Origin of the sequence: Capnocytophaga sp. G2, from assembly GCF_035282625.1 — a bacterium.
In the GTDB taxonomy this organism is placed as follows: Bacteria; Bacteroidota; Bacteroidia; order Flavobacteriales; family Flavobacteriaceae; genus Capnocytophaga.
The window spans coordinates 27,521-48,030 of record NZ_JAYKBU010000011.1; the positions used below are offsets into that span (position 1 = coordinate 27,521).

27 protein-coding genes and 1 pseudogene are annotated in these 20,510 nt (G+C 33.6%); 23 read left to right on the forward strand and 5 right to left on the reverse strand.

Annotation, left to right across the window (positions count from 1 at the left end; translation table 11 throughout):
• Positions 1-129: 129 nt before the first annotated feature.
• The 23 genes and pseudogenes from VJJ03_RS07455 to VJJ03_RS07560 all read left to right on the forward strand — a co-directional run.
• Positions 130-537 (forward strand): annotated as a pseudogene (locus VJJ03_RS07455) (glutaminyl-peptide cyclotransferase); the annotation flags it as partial.
• 42 nt (positions 538-579) lie between these two features.
• Complete coding sequence (locus VJJ03_RS07460) at positions 580-1,248, forward strand: DUF4304 domain-containing protein (RefSeq protein WP_323974752.1); 669 nt, start codon at positions 580-582, stop codon at positions 1,246-1,248.
• Between the two features lie 65 nt (positions 1,249-1,313).
• Positions 1,314-1,637, forward strand: a complete 324-nt coding sequence (locus tag VJJ03_RS07465) for a hypothetical protein (protein WP_323974754.1) — start codon at positions 1,314-1,316, stop codon at positions 1,635-1,637.
• An 11-nt stretch (positions 1,638-1,648) separates the two neighbouring features.
• A complete protein-coding gene (locus VJJ03_RS07470; protein ID WP_002672079.1) occupies positions 1,649-2,008 on the forward strand; it encodes a hypothetical protein in 360 nt (119 codons plus the stop codon).
• Between the two features lie 108 nt (positions 2,009-2,116).
• Entirely contained in the window at positions 2,117-2,566 is a 450-nt protein-coding gene (locus VJJ03_RS07475; RefSeq protein ID WP_323974757.1) for a hypothetical protein, read from the forward strand.
• Between the two features lie 49 nt (positions 2,567-2,615).
• Positions 2,616-2,936 (forward strand): hypothetical protein, encoded by a 321-nt coding sequence (locus VJJ03_RS07480; RefSeq protein WP_323974759.1) that lies wholly within the window; start codon positions 2,616-2,618, stop codon positions 2,934-2,936.
• A 585-nt stretch (positions 2,937-3,521) separates the two neighbouring features.
• A complete protein-coding gene (locus VJJ03_RS07485; RefSeq protein WP_416377850.1) occupies positions 3,522-3,983 on the forward strand; it encodes a hypothetical protein in 462 nt (153 codons plus the stop codon).
• Complete coding sequence (locus VJJ03_RS07490; protein ID WP_016479539.1) at positions 3,976-4,533, forward strand: hypothetical protein; 558 nt, start codon at positions 3,976-3,978, stop codon at positions 4,531-4,533. Before VJJ03_RS07485 ends, VJJ03_RS07490 begins: the two co-directional genes overlap by 8 nt.
• 7 nt (positions 4,534-4,540) lie before the next feature.
• Entirely contained in the window at positions 4,541-4,978 is a 438-nt protein-coding gene (locus tag VJJ03_RS07495; protein ID WP_323974761.1) for an RHS repeat-associated core domain-containing protein, read from the forward strand.
• Positions 4,979-5,293 carry a putative toxin gene (locus VJJ03_RS07500; protein WP_323974826.1) on the forward strand — a complete coding sequence of 105 codons (315 nt, stop codon included), beginning with the start codon at positions 4,979-4,981 and terminating at the stop codon, positions 5,291-5,293.
• Positions 5,294-5,303: 10 nt separating this feature from the next.
• Positions 5,304-5,798, forward strand: coding sequence for a hypothetical protein (locus tag VJJ03_RS07505; RefSeq protein WP_323974763.1), 495 nt, complete (start codon positions 5,304-5,306; stop codon positions 5,796-5,798).
• A 156-nt stretch (positions 5,799-5,954) separates the two neighbouring features.
• Positions 5,955-6,212, forward strand: coding sequence for a hypothetical protein (locus tag VJJ03_RS07510; RefSeq protein ID WP_323974765.1), 258 nt, complete (start codon positions 5,955-5,957; stop codon positions 6,210-6,212).
• A gap of 103 nt (positions 6,213-6,315) precedes the next feature.
• Positions 6,316-6,693, forward strand: a complete 378-nt coding sequence (locus VJJ03_RS07515) for a hypothetical protein (RefSeq protein ID WP_323974766.1) — start codon at positions 6,316-6,318, stop codon at positions 6,691-6,693.
• A gap of 6 nt (positions 6,694-6,699) precedes the next feature.
• Positions 6,700-7,356 carry a DUF4304 domain-containing protein gene (locus tag VJJ03_RS07520; RefSeq protein ID WP_009745397.1) on the forward strand — a complete coding sequence of 219 codons (657 nt, stop codon included), beginning with the start codon at positions 6,700-6,702 and terminating at the stop codon, positions 7,354-7,356.
• A 300-nt stretch (positions 7,357-7,656) separates the two neighbouring features.
• Complete coding sequence (locus tag VJJ03_RS11500) at positions 7,657-7,764, forward strand: colicin E5-related ribonuclease (protein ID WP_416377849.1); 108 nt, start codon at positions 7,657-7,659, stop codon at positions 7,762-7,764.
• Positions 7,765-7,775: 11 nt separating this feature from the next.
• Positions 7,776-8,114 (forward strand): colicin transporter, encoded by a 339-nt coding sequence (locus tag VJJ03_RS07525; protein WP_323974768.1) that lies wholly within the window; start codon positions 7,776-7,778, stop codon positions 8,112-8,114.
• A 245-nt stretch (positions 8,115-8,359) separates the two neighbouring features.
• Complete coding sequence (locus tag VJJ03_RS07530; RefSeq protein WP_323974770.1) at positions 8,360-10,903, forward strand: BamA/TamA family outer membrane protein; 2,544 nt, start codon at positions 8,360-8,362, stop codon at positions 10,901-10,903.
• A gap of 38 nt (positions 10,904-10,941) precedes the next feature.
• Positions 10,942-11,916 carry a deoxyhypusine synthase family protein gene (locus VJJ03_RS07535; protein ID WP_009745394.1) on the forward strand — a complete coding sequence of 325 codons (975 nt, stop codon included), beginning with the start codon at positions 10,942-10,944 and terminating at the stop codon, positions 11,914-11,916.
• Between the two features lie 112 nt (positions 11,917-12,028).
• A complete protein-coding gene (ctlX, locus tag VJJ03_RS07540; RefSeq protein ID WP_323974772.1) occupies positions 12,029-12,970 on the forward strand; it encodes a citrulline utilization hydrolase CtlX in 942 nt (313 codons plus the stop codon).
• Positions 12,971-13,053: 83 nt separating this feature from the next.
• Complete coding sequence (locus tag VJJ03_RS07545; protein ID WP_009745392.1) at positions 13,054-13,803, forward strand: enoyl-CoA hydratase/isomerase family protein; 750 nt, start codon at positions 13,054-13,056, stop codon at positions 13,801-13,803.
• A complete protein-coding gene (locus VJJ03_RS07550) occupies positions 13,800-13,973 on the forward strand; it encodes a hypothetical protein (RefSeq protein WP_009745391.1) in 174 nt (57 codons plus the stop codon). The genes VJJ03_RS07545 and VJJ03_RS07550 overlap by 4 nt, the downstream gene beginning before the upstream one ends.
• A 7-nt stretch (positions 13,974-13,980) precedes the next feature.
• A complete protein-coding gene (alr, locus tag VJJ03_RS07555) occupies positions 13,981-15,087 on the forward strand; it encodes an alanine racemase (RefSeq protein WP_009745390.1) in 1,107 nt (368 codons plus the stop codon).
• Positions 15,088-15,439: 352 nt separating this feature from the next.
• Positions 15,440-16,729: a leucine-rich repeat protein gene (locus VJJ03_RS07560; RefSeq protein WP_323974776.1), complete on the forward strand. Its 1,290-nt coding sequence runs from the start codon at positions 15,440-15,442 to the stop codon at positions 16,727-16,729.
• Between the two features lie 47 nt (positions 16,730-16,776).
• Here VJJ03_RS07560 and VJJ03_RS07565 read toward each other — a convergent pair whose 3' ends face one another.
• Genes VJJ03_RS07565 through VJJ03_RS07585 form a run of 5 tightly spaced genes read right to left on the reverse strand, consistent with a single transcriptional unit; the run spans position 16,777 to position 20,494 of the window.
• On the reverse strand, positions 16,777-17,376 hold the full coding sequence (locus VJJ03_RS07565) for a phosphatase PAP2 family protein (RefSeq protein ID WP_009745388.1): 600 nt from the start codon (positions 17,374-17,376) through the stop codon (positions 16,777-16,779).
• On the reverse strand, positions 17,358-18,101 hold the full coding sequence (locus VJJ03_RS07570) for an SDR family NAD(P)-dependent oxidoreductase (RefSeq protein ID WP_009745387.1): 744 nt from the start codon (positions 18,099-18,101) through the stop codon (positions 17,358-17,360). The genes VJJ03_RS07565 and VJJ03_RS07570 overlap by 19 nt, the downstream gene beginning before the upstream one ends.
• A complete protein-coding gene (locus VJJ03_RS07575; protein ID WP_323974779.1) occupies positions 18,098-19,138 on the reverse strand; it encodes a patatin-like phospholipase family protein in 1,041 nt (346 codons plus the stop codon). The genes VJJ03_RS07570 and VJJ03_RS07575 overlap by 4 nt, the downstream gene beginning before the upstream one ends.
• Positions 19,126-19,902, reverse strand: coding sequence for a phosphatidate cytidylyltransferase (locus tag VJJ03_RS07580; RefSeq protein WP_323974781.1), 777 nt, complete (start codon positions 19,900-19,902; stop codon positions 19,126-19,128). Before VJJ03_RS07580 ends, VJJ03_RS07575 begins: the two co-directional genes overlap by 13 nt.
• The gene (locus VJJ03_RS07585) at positions 19,889-20,494 is read right to left on the reverse strand and encodes a CDP-alcohol phosphatidyltransferase family protein (protein WP_323974782.1); all 606 of its coding nucleotides are present in this window, start codon (positions 20,492-20,494) and stop codon (positions 19,889-19,891) included. The genes VJJ03_RS07580 and VJJ03_RS07585 overlap by 14 nt, the downstream gene beginning before the upstream one ends.
• Positions 20,495-20,510: the final 16 nt, after the last annotated feature.

Here is a 20,510-nt window from a genome sequence, read left to right on the forward strand (position 1 = left end):
ATCAAAAAAGAGCTTCGAAATTCTCTGAAGCTCTTTTTGTATAAACTTTTATCTAATAAAAGTTTATACTCTTTTTATGAAAGTTCTTATTCTAATAAAATAGATACATCAAAAAAAGGATATTTTTAAAGTAAAGAAGGTTGGGGACTCTGTCATAACGGTAGTGATAAACTTTACAAAAGTGATGGTTCAGAAAAGATTTGGATACTCAATCCTAACACTTTTGAAGAAGTAGACAGTTTACAACTATGTACTAATAAATCTATTTTTACCAATGCTAACGAATTAGAATTTGTAGACGGGAAAATATATGCCAATACTTATCTAAAAGATGGTATTATGATTATCAACCCCAATAATGGTGCTATAGAAGGCGTTGTAGATGTACGAGGATTAAAAGAAAAAGTAGAACAAACTCCTGATTTAGATGTTCTTAATGGCATTGCTTATCACGCTAGGCGTAGTACGTTCTTCATCACGGGTAAAAATTGGAGTAAGATATTTGAGGTGGTTTTTATAGAAGCAAATAATAAGTAACATAAATTATTCATACATTCAACTATAAGGAGAGACCATTTTATGAGTAAGAAACCGAGAGAAATATTTTTAAAGGGATGTAACGAGATAGCAGAAGTATTAATCTTGCACGGATTTAAGGTAGCACAAAAAGGGCAAACCGTTTCAAAAAGACCGAATAAGGATATTACGTTGCAGGTTTATTTTCAGTCTTCACATTATAATGATGAAAATTCCGTTACGATTATTCCGCATATCACTGTGTATTCAAAAGCCGTAAAAACGTTTGATATTAAAGCCTATAAAAACGAATATTGCACCGGAATAGTTTGGGGGAAACAGCTTTGCTATATCCTTGGGGCTGAATATAAGATATGGAATCTTGCAAAAACCAATTATGCACGGACAGTTTCTGAAATACAAAAAGCCCTTACCGATACGGTACTTCCGTTGTTCGATGTCTTTTGTAAATCGCCGGACGAAATTATCGAATACGGCATTACCCAGAAGCTAGACATTTCGTTATCATATTTTCTTGTATTCGGAGGAAAAGAAACGGCAGAGCAAGTATTTCAAACGAAGATAAACCAATGTCGGTACAAAGGACAATATATGAAACTATATAATACCTTATTAAATATGAAAGAAGATAACATAGATCCTAAATACAATGAGTTTGTCGGAGCGGGAGAAATGAAGATGGCATATTTGCAGGGACTGAGATTGAGGTAATACTGATAAAAAGCTCGAAACGGAGATTACTAAAAACAAATGCAAAAGAATAAAAAATAGCAACTATGGAGAAGAATGATTATCACGATAAGGAAATTACAGGAGTTTTTTATGATAAGGAAAAGAAAAAATTAACTTTTTACTTTGCTGATAAGGGAGATTTGAGTTTCAATAATATCATTCAATTTGAACTAAACTTCTTTTCTGACCAAAATGTATTATTCGATATAGAAATATACACAATGAATAATGTTCCAAAAATATTGCTTAAAGATTATCCCTTTTTATCAAACTATCATAATAATCGTAACAACCATCTGATTATTTATTATTTAAATCCTTCTGTTGGTATATCGGGTATCATTATAACTGATGATAAAACATTATAAAAACAGAGAAAATGAAAGATATAATAACAATAAATACTTACAAAGATGTTTTAATCATATCCATAAATGAAGAAGATATAGAGGCTTTTTACAAATTATTTACATCAAAAAATAGTAGCTTTATCTCTCGTAATGGAACAAGTTTGCAAATTGTACAGTCCGAAGAATCAAAAATAGTTATAAAAGATAGTACTATTATTGTTTTTATGTCTCTAACTCAATTTGATATTATAGTAAGTTTATTGCAGAATTATATTAAAAGCAATAGAAAATTTCCTTTAGATATTTCTTTAGAACAATTAGATTTTCTTATTGAATCAAATGAAATTAAAGATGTTGTTCTTGAATGTGGGCGGTTTAATGATGATTAATTTTAAACCTATAAATAAATGAAGAAGGTACTCCAACTTTAATTATAAACAATAGAACTAAGCGTTTAGAAATTGATAAAGGAAGAAATCCCCCGAAATATTTAATATATGAATTTGGAAGAGATAGGTAAGTATATAGAATGGAAAAACAGATGGTCTCAGAAAGATAATATTGACATATATCAATATATAAGTTTTAATATTCATCCTGATGACATTTTGATTATAGGTAAATTGCTATTTCCTGAGATTATAGAAATTGAGAACTGTATTTTATTAAAGGATAATTATGATTATTTTCTCTATGAGAATCTCAAAAAGAAATATAACAATAGTAGTGAAATAGAATTTGAGATAAATAAATTATATTTATATGATTTATTTGCTCATTGTACTGATATTACAGATGATATATTATTTAAAAACATTGGTGAGTTCTTACAATTTTCTTGGAGTATTTATTTTAAACATAAATTCCCTAATAAAAATATAATTATAGAATGCATCAGTAACACACATAACTATGGTGATATATTATCCTTTTACACAAAAAGTTAGTAACAGCGTAATATATCATATCTTTTGTTCCAACACAAATTATAAAAATATGAAAGATACAGTATTATTAAATGCAAAATTGCTTGCAGAAGTATATATAAGGCAAATTGATAAAGATAACACACTAATAGTTTGTAGTAATTTGCTTCAATTTAGTTATGAGAAAGGTCTTTTATTAAAATCTCCTTTCGATGAACAAGGGAATTTGAAAATAGAAACAATAATCAGAGAAAGTGATTTAACAGAAATAGGCAAACAAATATTTGACGATTTAGTTGATAAATGGCTTACTTATACAGACCGCACCCAGAAGTATAATAATATTGCAATGCTGGAAAAATATTTCAATAAATTGAATGATAATTTGTAACTTGTAAACGACAAATCGTACGGCATAATAAACGACCATATAGATAGTTATATGATTGATAATATATATTTTTATACTTTTTTTGTCGAGTTAAAAAATAATTCTCTATCTTTGTCGCATAAATTTTAAAATTATATGGACTATGTCCATAAGCAGTTTTTTACCAAAAATAGAGGTAAAGACTCTTCTAAAGAAACATAAAGTATGTATTTTCTTTCTTACTCTCCATCGGAACCGCTATAAAACAACTCCGATGGAGTTTTTTAGTAGTACAAACCTCTTTTTTAGCTCTCCGTAGGTGTTTTTTAGTCCTCCATAGGATAATTTTACACCAAATTACCACTTCAGAAGCCCTCCGTTGCAGTCCTGTAATGCTCCGTTGCGGTGCATTTGAGGTCTGGAGGAGTAAAATTGAAGTCCGGAGGGGTAGAATTGAAGTCCGGAGGGGTAGAATTGAAGTCCGGAGGAGTAAAATTGAGGTTCGGAGGAGTAAAATTGAAGTCCAGAGGGTATCAGAAGAACTTATAATAGAAAAAATTATATTATAATAGGTACAGATGGTATAATTCGGAGACAGGCTGTTACATAAGTCAAGACCCGATAGGGTTGGCAGGGAATAATCCTACGTTGTACGCTTATGTTCACGATACAAATAGTTGGGTTGATGTATTTGGGCTAAATGAATTACAAGATTTAGCAAAAGAAGCTCACAGTAATTTGGATAAATTTGCTCAAAAAAGAAGAGTTACAGCTGTTGGTGTAAATGAATATGGTACATTATTTGTTTCTTCAAGCACCCCAAAAGTTGATAGTAAAATTGTGAAATGGGCTGAGGATAATAATATTACAGTTGTGCATAGTAGATTAGAAAATGTTCACGCAGAAGAAGCATTAGCGAGGTCTAACAATGGAATAATAGCAATTGAAGCCAGTTCCAAAATATGTATAGATTGCCAAACTTTAATGGAAGAAAAGAATATAAAATTTGAGACAGAAACAACAGGCAAAAAAAGTAAAAAAAGGAAAATAGATTGCAAAGATGGATAATGTAATAATATATCAAAGAATAGAATCTTTAAATGATAAAGAGAGAGAGCTTTTTGCTTTCTCAATGGCTGAACGAATGATGCCTTTATATTATGACTTATGTAATAATCATACAGACATATATGATTTTGGCCATTATAAAGAATTAGAAAATATTTTGTCCAGAGGATTTAATTATGTTAGTACTGGAGCAAAAATAGACCCTTTAATTATTCAACAAATAATAGATAATTGTGTTTTCAGACTAACTCCCGATATGGAAGAAATAGCTACTACTATATCTGACTTGGCTCAAAAGCCCTCTTTATGTGTCGCCTATGGTTTTGATTATATGATAAATAAAGATATTAATAGTATCAACTATTGTAGCGATATGCCTTTCCAATGTTTTTATATTTGCTATGAAGTGGAAGAAAATTATAATTCAATTATTGCTAAAGAAATTGAAATGCAAAAAACATTATTGGAAAAGATATGTTCAAGTGAAAGATTGGAAACTATAAGAGCTTTCAATAAAAATAATCAGATAGTTAATTTCACAAATAGGTAACGTACCTTTGCACGAAATAAAAAGGGAGGGAAAAAGAGAAGATGAATTAACGACGTGGATATTTGAAGGCTTTACCCCGACGGCGAAGCTTGCAAACGGTAAATCGTACAGCATAATAACCGACCATATAGGTAGACCTATACGTTCGATAGATGACAATGGCGAACTTGTATGGAGTGCCGATTATGACATTTACGGCAGGCTGAAAAATGTAAAAGGCGAACGGACTTTCATACCGTTCAGGCAAGCAGGACAGATAGAAGATAGTGAATTAGAGGGACTTTACTATAACAGATACAGGTGGTATAATTCGGAGACAGGCTGCTACATCAGTCAAGACCCGATAGGGTTGGCGGGTGGAAACCCCACCCTCTATGGGTATGTTTGTGACCCCAATACACAGATTGATCCGTTTGGGTTAAATGAAATAAATGATTTAGGGTAAATCGGAGAAAAGAATGCAGGAATAACAAAGAATACAACAAGAATTCCGTCAGCTTCTGGAAAAAAGGTATTTAGAGTTCCAGATGGTATGTCAAAAAATAAAAGACATATTACTGAAGTTAAAAATGTTAATTACCAATATCTTTCATCTCAATTAAAAGATGATTTAGCTTATGTAAATAGAGATGGGAAACGAGGAACTGTTACTTTGATTGTTGATAAACGAACGAAACTTTCAAAGCAACTTCAAGTAGCGATTGATACTGGACAAATTAAATTGAAAAAGAAAGAATTAAATAAAACAGGATGTCATTAAAATTATGTCTTTGAACACATTTAAAACCACCAATGCTTGTATTATACAAGGTTATCTTTCAGGGTATTGTGAAAGCCTTTTTGAAAAATATAATTATAAAGAAAAATGCTTATTAGAGGATATGCCGGAAAGAATGGTTTTTGAAACGGAAATATGGATGGTTGGAGAGCAATTACGGCAGGAAATTGCCAAAACAAAAAAGTATAGGATAAACCAACTGCTAATAAAGGAAATTTTAATTGTTATTCAAACAGTTAAGTATAGGAGAGGAAGAGAAAGTTTTGTAATGTTATTACATTATTTTAAAAAAGAAAATGATTTAATTGAGAAAATATTAAGTTCTCTTTTAGATGATGAACAATTATATGCTTTTGCCATAGGAGAACTAACTAAGCTAAAATTATTTAGTTACACAGATAAAGTACAAGTAATTTTATCAAAAGAAAAAATTTCTTGGAAAAAAAAGGAAGCCCAAAAGTACATTGAAAAATCAAAGAATAGATAATGTTTTAGATGTGTTATTAAAGTAATATTTATAGATTACCAATCATTTAGGAACACCGATTTTAGCTGCTGACGAGCAAGGCAATGAAGTTTGGGAGCGGACGTTAGACATTTACGGAAGAGTCCGTAAGGAAGAAGGCGAAAAAGATTTTGCGGGATGGAAGACATATTAAAATTTCCTACTCTAAAAAACGAGGAAGTTGCTATTCTTAGAGTAGATGCAATGACAGGGCATATATTAGATGAAAAGTATACATCATATATGAAAAATAATAATCAGATTGTCTTTTCTATTTTTAGTAATAGAAAGGAAGCTATAGATTTTATAATAAATAATCGACAGGCAAATATAGAATTTGTTGTTTTTGATAGGAATGAACATATTGTTTATCCTTCTGAATATATAGAAAAGTGATTGAATTAAATATTTATTAAAAGTTATTTAACACAACTATATTATTACAAATTATATTGGAGAAATAGTTTAATATATCAGAGAAAGATTAAGGAGAATTTTTATGAAATTTAAAGAGGCGGTACAAATACTTGGCTATAAACTGGAAGAAAAATATAGGGCGTTAGGTTTTAAATATAAAAAGTCTGACAGAACATTGACAATGCACAGCAAAAATTTCACTTATATGATTGCCTTTTTTTCATTTAGTGGGAATACAAATGAAAAAATTGATGTAGATGTATGTTACATTATCAATCGTCGTCCCTATGATCCAAGCCCCGATGCCGATAGCCAAGTTTTATATCATTCATTATGGAACAAGGGAGTGTATCTTGATATAGCGAATGAAGAAAAAATAGATACTGCTTATACCATTATCTGTAAATGGATGGATAAAATATTGATCACAAAGCTGGATGAGCTTTGCGCTGCCGAATAAATCTTTATGACTGAAAAACCAAGAGAACTTTGCGAAAAAGCATGGCAAGAAATAGCACGCAATTTCCCTGACTTTAAAGTGTTAGGTAAAGGAAAGACTTTACGAAAAATTGCAAATAACAAAGACATTATCTTTGAAATATATTTTCAAGCCAATAGATATAACTGTGAATCTAATGTTGAGTTTATCCCGCATATCAACATTTATTCAAAGGCTATGAAAAAAGTGGGCATAACCAGTGAGGGAATTATTTACGGCGGAGAGCTTAGTTCTTTAGCCGGAAGAAAAGCAGGTGCTTGGTGGCAGTTGGCTGGAGCAAACTATAAAGATACCGTAACGCAAATTACGGGATTATTACATAAACACATTATACCTTTATTTGCAGACTTTGAAGATACAAATAAAAATATCGAAAGAATTTTAAACGGCTCATTAAAAGGATATGCTTTGCTCTACTATATCTACTATTTTGGCGGTAAAGAGCCGGCTGAAAGATATTTTAATAAAGTTATCAAAGAAGATAAGTTAAAGAAAAAATATATTTCGTTTTATAACTCATTAAAAGAAATTCCAAAAGAAAGCATCGATTTACATTTTGAGGACTTTTACGGTGCAAGTTTAATCAAATTTGCATATTTACATGGTTTAGAAATTATTCAATAATCTTTAGAAAAATGGGACAGGAGGATTAAAAAAAACAAATAGATGGACATTAAAACATTTCGTAAGGTGTTTGTAAAAAAAAGTGTTAGGAGTTAATAAACCAATACGAGCATATAGTATTTGAAAGAAAATCGGAAACAGCTTATACACTTGAATATCATAATACTTTTTATGAGTTAAAAGAAAGATTATTTGATATCCACCTATGAGCAAGAAAATTAAATTTTAAATGAAGGAAATAAACTATGGACGAGCGTATTGAGCAATGGATAAAAAATAATCCTAATTTAATCTTTGAAAATGATACAACTTATATTTGCGGTAAATGACAGAACAAATGAAGTTGTACAAATTAGTGATAAAAATGATACAAATTGGATTGCTGACAGCAGAATAAATTGGTTTTAGAAATCTTAGATATGAATACAAAAGTTGATAGAAATAAGCGATATGAGAATTTTATACTGTTTTTTGAGTTAGATGGAAATAGTATTATGAAACTGTCATCTTTAGCTATTATTGATGTTTGTAAAGAATGTGTCCGTAGAGAAATATATGTTTGGAGAATAGAAGGAGGCATTTGGCATAGCCCTGGTTTTGAAGCTCGAATTGATTGTATTTGGGACAGCTGCTTTGATCCTAAAAGTAATTCCAACCCTTCCATAGAAGATAATAATAGATTAGCAGAAGAGTTTGTAAAAGAGGAAATGAACAGTTGCGATGTTTTTATAGCGACTATTTATAAAGAAAACAAATAATGTCTTAGATAACTAAAGAAGTATATATTATATTATATTATAAAACAATAACTTACATATAATCAAGAAATTTAAACTTAAAGAAATAGTCTTTAGAAATCCCTTTTTCAAAATTTATAATTAGGATTAATATTAGTCCAATGAATTAACGCTTTTTTATTATTGAGATACCGTTTAAAATTTGTAATTTTGAGCCGAATTTTCGAGGGTGCCCAATGAAGTGCAATTTCATTATAAAAATACTGTTGTTATTAATCTTTGTATCTCTTTCAGGATGTAATTCTACAAAAAAAGTTCCTGAGGGTTCTTTTCTTTTGCGTAAAAATGATATCAGTATAAATAATAAGAAACCAAAAATACATCATGTATATAGTTATCTTCGACAGGAACCTAATTCCCGTATTTTGGGAATTCCATTAGGATTACTTATCTATAACTTAGCAGATGACCATGCTGAGGAAAATTATCAAAAATGGTTAAAAAAACATCCTCGCTGGCATCGTTTTTTAGATAGTTTTCTTTCTAAAAAACAAACACAACGCTTAGGTAAGTCCTTTCTCGTCTCAGGAAAAGATAGGATGCTCCAGCGAATGGGACAAGCCCCTGTAATATTGGACACTGCTCTTACAAGAAAATCATCACAAACTCTTAAAGCTTACTATAATAGTATAGGTTATTACAACAGCCAAAGCCATTATGATATTCTTCCTTTAGAAAAAGAAAAACAGACCTCTGTAATATATACGATTGACAAAGGAATGCGATTTTATATTGATTCCCTAAGTGAACATATTCTTTCTCCAGAGGTAGATTCTCTTTACAGAAAGCATCTCGGAGAACGATTAATAAAGAAAGGAGAACATTATTCATTAGAGAAATTCACTAATGAACGCACTCGCATTACCAATATATTACGAAATAATGGCTTTTATAATTTCCAACAAAGTGCTATAGATTTTACCATTGCTAGAGATACCATTACTTATAACAGAGACTCTCTTATTAATGTAACCACCACTATAGCCAATTATACAGATCGCTCTACTGACCCCCCTACTGAAAAACCTTACAAAGCACATCATATTAAGAAAGTATATCTTTATACTGATTATGATTCTTCTTTGCAAACCACCACTTATGACTCAGTAGAATACAAAGGTATTACTTATTATTACCGCAATAAATTACGTTATCGCAAACAGACTCTCTATGATGCAATAGCTTTACGCTCCAACAGTCTCTATAGAGATATTGATAGAAATAATGCATATCGACAAATCAATAACTTACGTTCTTTTAAATATCCAAATATACAATACCATTACGTAGCCAAAGATTCTTTAGAAAGAACTTTGATAGCAGATATCTTTTTAGAACCTCTTTCTCGTTTCTCTATTGAGGCTAGTACAGAACTTTCTCGATCCTCTATTCAAGAATTTGGAATAGGATTTAGCACCTCTTTTATTGCAAGGAATGTTTTCAGAGGTGCAGAAACACTAGAAATTACTCCACGCATTACGATGGGAGCACAAGAGTTTTTAGATGGCTCTTCAGCCTTCTTTAATGTATTTGAATACGGAGGAGGATTGCGACTGACCATTCCTCGTATATGGTTCTTCGGAAAAGTGGAATCTCTTATTCCTTATTCAAAAACACCACAAACAATTTTACAATTTTCCACCAGTACTCAACAGAATATTGGACTAGATAAGCAAAAGACTACTGGAGTATTACGTTATACATGGAGTCCTAATACCGTAAATCGTAATATATTAGAGCTCTTAGATGTAGAGTTTGTGCGAAATAAGAACCCTCATAATTACTTTCGTATTTACCGAACTTCTTATGAAACTTTAAACAAACTTGCTAAAAAAAATAATGCCCCAGCACAATTTCTAGATAATAATGGAAATCTAGATGATCAAGTAGGAGCTTATAATTATATTGATTATGTAGTTCAACAGGGAAATTGGTATGGTAATCCTCAAGATAATTTAGATTTTGCCAATATATACCAACGATATAATCGCTTAACAAAGAATGATCTCATTTTAGCTTCAAGTTTTACTTATATGTCCAATAGTACAATGAATTATTATGAGTCTGACTATGAACAATTTCGTGTAAAAGTGGAAACTGCAGGAAATATTCCTCAATTATTCAATATTATACGTAAGTTGCCAACAGATGAACAAGGACAACGTAAATTTCTTGATGTTACCTATGCACAATATGCAAAAGCTGAATTAGAATATATCAAGCACATACCACTATCTATTCGAAAGAATGGTGGAGAGGTATTTGCATTTCGTACTTTTATTGGCTTTGCTAAGCCTTATGGAAATGCAAATAGCATTCCTTTCTCAAGGAGTTATTTTGCAGGAGGATCTAATGATAACAGAGGCTGGCGAGCTTATGCTTTAGGTCCTGGCTCTTCTGGTTCTCCTTTGGAATTTAATGAAGCTAACTTCAAATTTACAACAAACGCTGAATATCGTTTCACAATTGCAAATTCCTTAAAAGGAGCCTTATTTCTTGATGTAGGAAACGTATGGCACTTTCTTGATAATGAGGAGGATACAGATTATAAATTAGATAGATTTTCTGACATATCTGATCTTGGGCTCGCTACAGGTTTTGGGCTTCGTTATGATATGAGTTATTTTGTTATTCGTGGGGATTTTGGAATGAAGCTCTATAATCCTTCCAAATATGTGGATTCACATTGGACAACCAAGCTAAGATTATCTAACTTTGTTTTTAATATAGGAATAAATTATCCTTTCTGATTTTACAATGATCTGAACTTTATATAAATACTTAAAAGATGAATAAAGGACCTATTTCTCAATTTATTGAGAAGAATTTTTTACACTTCAATGCAGCTACATTAGTAGATGCTGCCAAAGGCTATGAATTGCACTTGCAAAAAGGAGGAAAAATGCTTGTTGCCCTTGCAGGAGCTATGAGTACAGCTGAATTAGGTATTTCCTTAGCTGAAATGATTCGTCAAGGAAAGATAGATATCATTTCCTGTACAGGAGCTAACCTTGAGGAAGATGTAATGAACCTTGTAGCTCATTCACATTACAAGCGAGTACCGCATTATAGAGACCTTACTCCTGAACAAGAAAGGGAACTTTTAGACAACCATTACAATCGTGTAACGGATACTTGTATTCCGGAAGAGGAAGCCTTTCGGCGCTTACAAAAACACTTAGAAGAAGTTTGGCATAGGGCTGAGAAAGAAGGAAAACGCTATTTTCCTCACGAATTTCTCTATCAGGTAGTACGATCAGGGGTCTTGGAACAATATTATGAAATAGACCCTAAGAATTCTTGGATACTTGCTGCTGCTGAGAAAAATTTGCCTATTGTATGCCCAGGATGGGAGGATTCCACTACTGGAAATATCTTTACTGCTAATGTTATAAAAGGGAATTTAAAAGCCTCTACAGTTAAGACAGGCGTTGAATATATGATATATCTCACTGAGTGGTACAAAAAGAATGCCACAGGAGAGGGAGTAGGTTTCTTCCAAATAGGAGGAGGTATTGCGGGTGATTTTCCTATCTGTGTAGTACCTATGATGTATCAAGATTTAGAATGGGAGGATGTACCTTTTTGGTCATATTTCTGTCAAATATCCGATTCTACCACAAGTTATGGTTCTTATTCAGGTGCAGTACCTAATGAAAAAATAACTTGGGGCAAATTAGATATAGATACTCCGAGATTCATTGTTGAATCCGATGCTACTATTGTTGCTCCTCTCATATTTGCTTATCTTCTTGGACAATAAGAATGATATTATTGGAAACTTTGCCAAAAATATTTTTGGCAAAGTTTTTTATAAAAATTTGGATAGTAAAGAAAAATGATGTACTTTTGGCATAGAATTTAATCTAACAAAAATGAAAAAACAAATCACCGATACTGTTTTAATGATACGTCCTATCCGTTTCCGAACGAATGAAGAAACCATTGTAAATAATTATTTTCAAAAAGGAATTAATATTACTAATGAAGAAATCAACTATAGGGCACAAGAAGAATTTGACACTCTTGTTAAGAAACTAAAAGCTGTGGGGGTAAATGTAATTCAAGTAGATGATATCTATGATCAAGATACGCCAGACTCTATTTTTCCTAATAATTGGATAAGTTTTCATAATACTGCAGATGTAGCTATTTATCCAATGTTCGCAGAGAACAGACGCAGAGAACGTAGAGAGGATATTTTAGATATTGTAGAAGATGCTGGTTTCCATATAGAGAACATCTTTGATTACACTTCTGCTGAGAAGGAAGGACTTTTTTTAGAAGGTACAGGAGCTATGGTCTTGGATAGAATTCATCGTAAAGCTTATTGTGCACTTTCTCCAAGAGCTAATGAAGAGTTGTTCATTGAGTTCTGTGAGGATTTCGAATACACTCCAGTCATCTTTAAAGCATTCCAAAAAACTGAAGGAAAACTCAAACCTATCTATCACACGAATGTGATGATGGCTTTGGGAAATACTTTTGCTATTATCTGTCCCGATGTTATTGAGGATAAAAATGAGCGAAAAAACGTACTAAATCATCTCAAAGAGGATAAAAAAGAAATTATTACTATTAGTAATGAACAAGTAGACTATTTTGTAGGGAATATGCTGCAAGTAAAAGGAAAAGATAGCACCTATCTGGTAATGAGCAAAACTGCTTACAATGCACTCACTCCTCAGCAAATAACCACTATAGAAAAACATACAAAAATCCTCTATAGTGATTTATCAACTATAGAGATATGTGGTGGTGGAAGTGCCCGTTGTATGCTTGCTGAAATATTCTTACCTAAAATAGATATTCCTTAGACATTTCTTGATTTTATCTTTTGTAAGTAATAAACAATGAATTTATTATAGATAAGTTAACTATAAAATGACCTTCTACCAAAATGAACTACGTATATACAACTATTGAAGAAAGTGTTGCCACTATAGAATTCTCCAGTGAGCAAGCTAATGCTCTCTCTATAGATTTACTCCACCGTTTGGTTAAGGAGCTTAATAATTTGTCAGTTGATAAGTCTGTAAAAATTATCTTGCTTAAAAGTGCAGGCGAGAAAACCTTCTGCGCAGGTGCCTCTTTTTATGAATTAGTAAAGGTAGATTCTTTAGAAAGTGGTAAAATTTTCTTTAGTGGATTTGCAAGCGTACTTAATGCCATCCGTAATTGTTCAAAACCTATCATTGGAAGAGCTCAGGGAAAAGCCGTTGGCGGAGGGATAGGTATCCTTGCTACATGTGATTATGTGTTTGCTACAGAGCAAGCTAGTATTCGCCTACCAGAATTAAGTATTGGAATAGGTCCCTTTGTTATTGCTCCTGCTATTGAGAGAAAAATGGGGGTAAATGCACTCTCTGAACTTTCTTTTACTCCTAATCAATGGAAAAATGCTTATTGGGCAAAAGAAAAAGGACTTTATGCACGTGTATTTGAGAATATCCCTGAAATGGATAAAGAAATTGGGTACTTTGTACAGGATCTCACTTCTTATCCTTTAGACGCTCTTATGGAAATCAAGAAGATTCTTTGGAAAGATACTCCCTCATGGGGATCTCTACTTTTTGATAATGCTCAAATATCCGGAAAATTAGCTCTGTCTGAATATACTAAAGATAAATTAAAATCAAAAAATAAATGATTTCTCTTTCTTTACAACAAAATATAAGTGAGATACAAGAAAAAATAGCTAATGCTCCTGATAATATGTATGCCATTGGAGTACTCATAGGGAGCCTTTTGCCTTTTGTCGTATTGGTCATTTTAGGGTATCTCTTATATTCATATATAAAAAATAAAAAACAATCTTAATAAAAAAATGTCAGTACAAGAAACTACTTTGGAGATTCGATTAGATAACCTCCAACACAATGTACTTCAACTTAAAAAATATTTAAAAGCTGATACACAATTTTTGGCTGTAGTTAAAGCCAATTCCTATGGAAATAGTTCTATTGCCATTGCTAAATATTTAGAAAAGAAAAACTTAGCCGACTATTTCGCAGTTGCCTTTACCAGTGAAGGTATAGAATTGCGCAAGGCAGGAGTTACTAAACCTATTCTTATTTTTCATCCTCAACTAATAGATTTTGAGGATATTATTCATTATAACTTAGAACCTACTTTGTATTCTAAAAGACTCATTATCCATTTTATTGATTTTGCTAAGAAAAAAAATCTATATGAATATCCTTTTCATATAAAATGTAATTCAGGAATGAATCGTTTAGGTTTTTCTGTGGAAGAAATAGATGACATTTGTGAAATTATCAAAAAGCAAAATAATATAAAAGTAAAGACAGCTTTCTCTCATTTATTAGCTTCTGAAGACCTTGAGGCACGGTCTTTCATGGAGAAGCAGATCTCTATCTTCAAGGATTTTCAGAAGAAATTAGAAACGCATTTTTCCCATAAGATTATTTATCACAATTGTAATACTTCAGGCATACTGAACTATCCTGAAGCACATTTTGATATGGTAAGAAGTGGAATAGGTATGTATGGATTTGCTAATGATACCCGTCTACAGAAGGATTTTAAACCTATAACTATCCTAAAAAGTATTATCTCTCAGATACATCATATTCAAGCAGGAGACTATGTAGGATATAATTTTGGTTTCCAAGCCCCTAAAGCGATGAAAATAGCCACCATTTCGGTAGGTCATGCTGATGGGTTGAACCGTATTTATGGTAAAGGAGTAGGTTTTGTCTTTATCAAGGACAAGAAATGCCCTATTGTGGGAAATGTATGTATGGACATGATTATGACTGATATCACAGGACTGGACTGTGATGAAGGTGATGAAGTTATTATCTTTGATGAACGACATACTAGTGAAACTTTAGCCGAAACAGCACAGACCATTTCCTACGAACTTGTTACTTCTCTTTCTCGTAGGATAAAGAGAATATTCATAGAGTAAAAATCTATACATGATTATATGATATATAAATTCGGTGTAAGCAGTTGCCATTGCTTATACCGAATTCTTTTTCATTATTACAAAAAGCAGTAAGAATTATATTCTCTCATAAATTTTTGAGCCATATAAGTTGACACAAGAACAATCCATTATCAACCAAACACATTGATAATCAATATTTTTTAATAGAACTCAAAAAATAAAATATAAAATAATTATATAAAAAATTATTTATTATAAGAATTTTAAAAGAAATATAGAATATTTACCAATTATTTCTTAACTTTGTATCCTCTAAGAGAATTTACTTTATTATTAAAACATACTTTATCTAAATCTAATTATCACAGCTATGAAAAATTTAGTTTTTGCAGCAGTTTGTATTTTAGTGGCTATCAGTTGCCAGAAAGAAACCGTTATTGAACGAGTAGAGGTACAGAAAGGAAGTATTATTCACTCAGGGAAAGGAAGTCCAAGTAATACTATAGGTAATATAGGAGATTACTATTTAGATCTCGTTTCTTCTCAACTATATGGAGCCAAAACAGCCCAAGGTTGGGGATCTCCTATCAATTTAAAAGGTTCACAGGGAGACAAAGGAGAACCTGGCACTAAAGGGGAGAAAGGAGAACCTGGCACTAAAGGGGAGAAAGGAGAACCTGGTGCTAAAGGTGAGAAAGGAGAACCTGGTGCTAAAGGTGAGAAAGGAGAAAAAGGTACCAAAGGAGAAAAGGGAGAACCTGGTGCTAAAGGTGAGAAAGGAGAAAAAGGTGCCAAAGGAGAAAAGGGAGAGCCTGGTGCTAAAGGTGAGAAAGGAGAAAAAGGTACCAAAGGAGAAAAGGGAGAGCCCGGTGCTAAAGGTGAGAAAGGAGAAAAAGGTACCAAAGGAGAAAAGGGAGAGCCTGGTGCTAAAGGAGAAAAAGGGAAAGATGGAGAACAAAAAGAACAACAAGGTGGCGCCAGACTATATTCCGGAAAAGACGCTCCCAATAATAAAATAGGTCAAGAAGGAGATTTTTATATTGATATTCTCAATAAAAGGCTTTATGGACCTAAAACTAACAAAGGTTGGAATGCCGATTTTTTGAATCTAAATTCCGAAGAAAGAGATACTGATTACACACTAAGTGATGATAAGAAAAGCCTACTTAAATGGGATAATACTAAGGCAAAAAAAATAAACATGAATACAATTCCTGAACTAAGAGCTGTAGAAAAAATAGCTGCTGACTGTTTCGGAGAATGTAAAAGTTTAGAATCAATAATTATAGGAGAAAACATACGAGAGATTGAAGCACAGGCTTTTAAAGAAAATTCTAAATTAAAAAGAATTCTTTTGAACGAAAGGCTTGAAAAAGTTAATGCTGAAGCTTTTTATAATTGCGCTATTGAAACCATCACACTTCCAAAATCTGTCAATATTATTTTCAGAGATGCTTTTTCTTATTGCTCTAACCTGAAAACAATCACTATCCTTGCTCAAGAACCTCCCTCAATAGAAGGAATTAGTTTGGATGAAGAAGGAATTTTTAAAGATTGTCCTTCTTTAGAGACTATTTATGTTCCTGCTAATAAGATAATAAATTATAAAGATGCACCCATTTGGGAGAAATATAAGGAAAAAATAAAAGCTATTGAATAACCTCTATTCATAAAATAATTCTAAGAGGTACTTCCTATTCTAAAGAATTACCTCTTTATTATCAAAAAACTAAGTATTGCCAGTAAGGCTCCTGAGAATATATCTATCAAATGATGTTGATACACCAATAATGTAGAAAGTATGAGCATAAGCAGCCATAAAAATAAGAAATATTTTTTTATTCCTGTAAAATATTTTTTTCCTTCTTGCCAAAAAATCAATGCAAAAGCTACATGTAAAGAGGGTGCTTGATTAAAGGGGGTATCTATTTTTTTGAGTTCCTCAAAAAAAATACGAAAGAGAGGAACATTCACTGATGGTTTTTCAAAAGAAAAGTGTAAAGGGAAGAGCAAATAACATCCTCCTGCCACTAAAATAATAAAAAGTATTCTGTAAGTAAGTATTCTTAATTGTTCCTCATTTCTTACCCAAAAAAACACCCAAATAAAGAAGATTCCACTACTCATATAAGGAAATATAAAGAGAGGGACAAAAGGAATTTCTTTTTCAAAAAAGAAAGTAATAGAGGGTACATACGAGAGTCTTCCTGTATAAGTCCCACAAAAACTATATACTATAAGAAAGACAACACTACAGAGAATTAATGCTATAATCCTATGACGAAAAGTTAGTTGTTTTGCATCCATTTGGCTTTTCTATACATAAATAGTGATAACAAAGGTTTGGGCAAAGAGGAAAGCAGTCGCATAAGCCACTTCATACGAGTAGGAAATAAGTGTAACGCTTTCTTTTGGGCAATAGCCTCACTAATTTCAACCACAGCTCTAGCCTCACTAACCAAAAAAGGCTTTTTAGAAAGGTTGTTTTGGTTTAGCTCGTATAGCTTTTGAGTAGCTACATATCCTGGAGCAATAGCAGTGATATGAATGTCTAATGGACGTAGAGCACGGCTATAGGCATCGGCTATTTGCAATACACTGCGCTTGGTTTTGGTATATAGGCTAGACTGAGGATAGTCCAAAATCCCTGAGATAGAAGCTAGTAGAGCAATCTGTCCACCGCTACAGGCCATAAGTTCACGTCCTATCTCTAAGGTATTGATAGCACCTATGATATTGGTTTGTAGCATCATTACCGCATCATTGTAGGAAATCTCCTCTACCACATCTTCAGCATAGCTACCAGCGCAATTGATAAGCAGGGATAAGGTACCAGTACCCACAAACTGACGTATAGTACTAGCTAACAGTTCTTTATCTATGACATTGACCTTATATTTCTCAAAAGGTGATTCGCAGGTGAGTTTCCTGAGGTCTCTGCCACAGATCCCTACACGATGACCGTTTTGTTGATAGAAGTAGGCCAGGGCAAGACCTATTCCTGAGGTGCCGCCTATGATAAATACATTCATACGCTAAAAGTGTTAAGAATAGTTTGATAACCATAGTCCCATTGCTGGTCTATCTGTTGTTGGTATGTTGGATAGTTTTTGGGAAAGCGAATATTTATACTAAAGCGTTTCCAATCCATATATTTTTCAGAATAAAAACCTTTTAGAGAGGTAATTGCCCCACGTGTATCTACCCATTGAGCAGAATAAGATGCCACAGAAGCTAACCGCTCATTGCCGCTAAAGCCTAAGACGGCACGTACCAAAGCCTCTTCGGTAGGGGAATAGATCTGTTTTTGCTCGGCAATCACCTGTGTTGAAAGAGTATCAGCCAATTCCATGGGTATCAGATCAATAGCTCCACCTGCGTAATATGCTCCTTGATAAGCAACAGGCGGCACATAAAACATATCTGAGATGGAAATACGGGCAGCCTTGAGCATAGACATTTCGGTATTGAGTAGCATGTCAGGGGCTACTGCTGAATGAATATAGTTTGATTCGGTATGCTGTATGCCAGAAAGCGGTATCTTTTGGGCAGTACTGAAGTCGGTAAAGAGCACTTCCTGGTAGAGCTTTCGCTCACTCCTGGGTTTGTCACACTCATGAGGTGTAAATAGCATCTTTGCTCCTATGATAATAGTAGGCAAAGTAGCTGAAAAAGATACCTCAGCCAAAGAAGGGAGTAGTGCAGAAAGGTCTTGAGACATTTCTACCAAATAACGCTGGTATACGTCTTCTACAAAAGGTGCTCGACGCCTGTCATATCGCTTTTGCAGTGCTAAAAGTCCTAAGTGATGTAGCTTACAATAAGGAGTAAGAGACAGACTTTGGATAAAGCAGTAAAACTCCTTTGACTGCAGATAGGCTTTGCGTTCTCTGTCAGTAGGAAAAGCGTTGATTATCAAAGCAGCAAAGGCACCTCCGCAGGAGGCAATCAGTAGCTCTGGAGCTTTGCCAATAGCACACAACGCGGCATACATACCGTTATAGAGAGCAAAGCGGGTACCCCCTCCTGAGAAGAGCAGACTGCGGAAAAAAGGCTTCATCGTATCCATAGGTAAAACCAAATACAATTGAACAATAGGCTATCTATACGGTCTAAGAGCCCACCATGACCGGGAATAAGGGTACTTGTGTCTTTTACCCCTACCCGTCGCTTGAAGTAGGAAAAACATACATCTCCCCAGAAGCCGAAGAAGCTAAGAGTTAGTCCTAACAATGCTAAAGTGTGCAGTGCAATAGGAAGATCTAATAAGCGACCTAAGCCCATACTTAGTAGCGGCGTGAGTAGTAGTCCTCCTACAAAACCTTCTATGGTCTTATTAGGGCTTGTCTTGGGTAAGATCTTTCGATTGCCTAAACTCTTGCCTGTGAGGTATTGGAAGATATCATTGAGTTCGGTTACCACCACCAAGAAAATCACCCACTGTACCCCTTGTGGCTCCATACGTAAGAAAGTCAAATGAGGATAGGCTACTAAAACGATTAGCAAGGAAAGAGGCAAACCTAAGGGTATTTTCCGTAGACAAAGGCTCAGGATAAGGGTTACCCCTACTAAGGTACAAACGCCTATCATGTAGGCGGAGTAGTTGGGACAGCCCCATAGTAAGAGTCCTTGTAGCAAGGGAATGGCAATACGCCAATAGGTAGAATTGAAGCCAAAAAGTCTGCCGAGTTCCGTAAGGGCTTGGAAGCTCACCCATAAGGTAAAGAGGCACATGGCATAAGGGTGGAAAATAGCCACTGCAAAAACGCAGATAATCACTCCCCAACTTCTGATGCGAAGAGGCACATCGGCATATTTATTATGGAGTGCCATAAAAACCTTTTTTTAAGCGAATAAAAGTACTTACAAGAAGTAAGGCGATTACTATGGCAAAAATTACCTGGGAATAAGCATGTATCTCCACTCCTAAGTAGGCCAATAGTCCATAGATACCCATCAGCAGCGCACGATCGCTCTTGCCCATAGGACCCTCGTAGCGTCTTTGTCCCCCTAATACCTTGCCCATAATACCAGCATACTCATTGAGCACACTAAGTATGATAAAAGTCACCACTAAGTAAAGGCTCTCGGGGTGGTATTTTAACAAAGGGAAGAAGATAAACACATCAGAGAGCACATCACCCACCTCGTTAAGAATTTCCCCCAGACGGGTAGTTTGTCCAAACTCTCGCGCCATCATTCCGTCAAGAGCATTGAGCACCATCCTAATCAATAGCCCTATTGGCAGCACCAAATAGAAAAGAGGTATCACCGATGCCTCCCAAAAGAGGATACCAATCCCCAGGGAAAACATAATTGCTACTATGGTAATCTGGTTAGCCGTAACTTTCCTTTTGTATAACCATACCAACAGAGGGTGTAATAGCTGCTGAAATTTAGGTTTTAGCTTATAAACAGAAATCATATATAATACATTATTA

Coding starts and splice junctions, on each gene's coding strand:
- ctlX (WP_323974772.1), top strand. CDS start 12,029: ATGAAAAAACAAATCACCGATACTGTTTTAATGATACGTCCTATCCGT.
- VJJ03_RS07560 (WP_323974776.1), top strand. CDS start 15,440: ATGAAAAATTTAGTTTTTGCAGCAGTTTGTATTTTAGTGGCTATCAGT.
- VJJ03_RS07475 (WP_323974757.1), top strand. CDS start 2,117: ATGAATTTGGAAGAGATAGGTAAGTATATAGAATGGAAAAACAGATGG.
- VJJ03_RS07570 (WP_009745387.1), bottom strand. CDS start 18,101: ATGAATGTATTTATCATAGGCGGCACCTCAGGAATAGGTCTTGCCCTG.
- VJJ03_RS07520 (WP_009745397.1), top strand. CDS start 6,700: ATGACTGAAAAACCAAGAGAACTTTGCGAAAAAGCATGGCAAGAAATA.
- VJJ03_RS07480 (WP_323974759.1), top strand. CDS start 2,616: ATGAAAGATACAGTATTATTAAATGCAAAATTGCTTGCAGAAGTATAT.
- VJJ03_RS07525 (WP_323974768.1), top strand. CDS start 7,776: ATGAATACAAAAGTTGATAGAAATAAGCGATATGAGAATTTTATACTG.
- VJJ03_RS07565 (WP_009745388.1), bottom strand. CDS start 17,376: ATGGATGCAAAACAACTAACTTTTCGTCATAGGATTATAGCATTAATT.
- VJJ03_RS07510 (WP_323974765.1), top strand. CDS start 5,955: ATGGAAGACATATTAAAATTTCCTACTCTAAAAAACGAGGAAGTTGCT.
- VJJ03_RS07470 (WP_002672079.1), top strand. CDS start 1,649: ATGAAAGATATAATAACAATAAATACTTACAAAGATGTTTTAATCATA.
- VJJ03_RS07460 (WP_323974752.1), top strand. CDS start 580: ATGAGTAAGAAACCGAGAGAAATATTTTTAAAGGGATGTAACGAGATA.
- VJJ03_RS07550 (WP_009745391.1), top strand. CDS start 13,800: ATGATTTCTCTTTCTTTACAACAAAATATAAGTGAGATACAAGAAAAA.
- VJJ03_RS07515 (WP_323974766.1), top strand. CDS start 6,316: ATGAAATTTAAAGAGGCGGTACAAATACTTGGCTATAAACTGGAAGAA.
- VJJ03_RS07465 (WP_323974754.1), top strand. CDS start 1,314: ATGGAGAAGAATGATTATCACGATAAGGAAATTACAGGAGTTTTTTAT.
- VJJ03_RS07575 (WP_323974779.1), bottom strand. CDS start 19,138: ATGGATACGATGAAGCCTTTTTTCCGCAGTCTGCTCTTCTCAGGAGGG.
- VJJ03_RS07585 (WP_323974782.1), bottom strand. CDS start 20,494: ATGATTTCTGTTTATAAGCTAAAACCTAAATTTCAGCAGCTATTACAC.
- VJJ03_RS07580 (WP_323974781.1), bottom strand. CDS start 19,902: ATGGCACTCCATAATAAATATGCCGATGTGCCTCTTCGCATCAGAAGT.
- VJJ03_RS07490 (WP_016479539.1), top strand. CDS start 3,976: ATGGATAATGTAATAATATATCAAAGAATAGAATCTTTAAATGATAAA.
- VJJ03_RS11500 (WP_416377849.1), top strand. CDS start 7,657: ATGATACAACTTATATTTGCGGTAAATGACAGAACAAATGAAGTTGTA.
- VJJ03_RS07535 (WP_009745394.1), top strand. CDS start 10,942: ATGAATAAAGGACCTATTTCTCAATTTATTGAGAAGAATTTTTTACAC.
- alr (WP_009745390.1), top strand. CDS start 13,981: ATGTCAGTACAAGAAACTACTTTGGAGATTCGATTAGATAACCTCCAA.
- VJJ03_RS07545 (WP_009745392.1), top strand. CDS start 13,054: ATGAACTACGTATATACAACTATTGAAGAAAGTGTTGCCACTATAGAA.